The sequence below is a fragment of the Mycobacterium sp. IDUB_28 genome, from assembly GCF_055419285.1.
On the sequence record NZ_JBVAXK010000034.1, the window covers coordinates 1 to 1,426 of the forward strand.

The 1,426-nt window shown below is 65.4% G+C and carries 1 protein-coding gene; it reads left to right on the forward strand.

The window, feature by feature from the left end; genetic code table 11:
• Window positions 1-133: 133 nt before the first annotated feature.
• Window positions 134-1,369, forward strand: coding sequence for an IS256 family transposase (locus ACZYZ9_RS26410; protein WP_463829104.1), 1,236 nt, complete (start codon window positions 134-136; stop codon window positions 1,367-1,369).
• The last annotated feature ends 57 nt before the right edge of the window (window positions 1,370-1,426 follow it).

Here is a 1,426-nt window from a genome sequence, read left to right on the forward strand (position 1 = left end):
GGTTGCGTCCAGCAGAGTGGTGTACGAGTCGGACCTGATCAGCGGTACCGGCGTGTCGTAGCCGAGTGATTGAAGGTCATCGCGTGATTCTTCGAGGGACCGTCCAAAGTCACTCGAGCAAAGGAACCACGCGATGACCGATGCCCAGAATATCGACCTGCCGGCCGTGCTGGCCGAACGACTCACTACCACCCATCCCGACGTCCTGCGCGAGCTATTGGCCACGTTCATCCACACCCTGCTCGGGGCCGAAGCCGACGCTCTGTGCGGCGCCGGCTACGGCGAACGCAGCACCGAACGAACCAACCAGCGCAACGGCTACCGCCAACGCCAATTCGATACCCGCGCAGGCACATTGGATCTGGCGATCCCCAAACTGCGGCATGGATCGTATTTCCCGGAATGGCTGCTGGAACGCCGCAAACGCGCCGAGCGGGCCCTGACCACCGTCGTGGCGACCTGCTACCTGCTCGGTGTCTCCACCCGCCGGATGGACAAACTCGTCGAAACCCTGGGCATCACGTCGCTGTCGAAGTCGCAGGTGTCGGCAATGGCAAAAGAACTCGACACCGCCGTCGAGGCGTTCCGGACCCGCCCATTGGACGCCGGCCCCTACACCTTCGTGGCCGCCGACGCACTGGTGCTCAAGGTGCGCGAGCAGGGCCGGGTGGTCAACGTGCACGCCCTGATCGCGGTCGGGGTCAACGCCGAGGGCTACCGCGAGATCCTGGGCATCGACGTGTCCACCGCCGAGGACGGCGCGGGCTGGCTGACGTTCTGGCGGTCACTGACCGCCCGCGGCCTGTCCGGGGTCCGCCTGGTCACCAGCGACGCGCACGCCGGACTGGTGGCCGCGATCGGCGCCACTCTGCCCGGCGCGGCCTGGCAACGCTGCAGAACCCACTACACGACCAACCTCATGGCCGTGACCCCGAAATCGTCGTGGCCATGGGTACGCACCCTGCTGCACTCGGTGTTCGACCAGCCTGACACCGAATCGGTTGCAGCGCAATATGATCGGGTCATTGACGCGCTGTCCGGCAAGCTTCCCAAGGTCGCGGACCACCTAGAGGCCGCCCGTCCGGATCTGCTGGCGTTCACCGCCTTTCCCAAACAGATCTGGCGCCAGATCTGGTCCAACAACCCCCAAGAGCGGCTCAACAAGGAGATCCGACGCCGCACCGACGTCGTCGGCATCTTCCCCGACCGCGGCGCCCTGATCCGCCTCGTCGGGGCCGTGCTGGCCGAACAACACGACGAATGGGCAGAGTCCCGCCGCTACCTCGGACTCGACGTCCTGAGCAAATCACGCACCGTCAACGACACCCCGACCGAACAGGAGGCCACCCCCGCGGCACTGACCGCCTGAACCATCACATCGAAGAATCACACAACGACGTCGTACACCACGTCCGTGGACTTGACC

Excerpts from the sequence above, each read along its gene's own strand:
- ACZYZ9_RS26410 (WP_463829104.1), top strand. The coding sequence starts at position 134 with ATGACCGATGCCCAGAATATCGACCTGCCGGCCGTGCTGGCCGAACGA.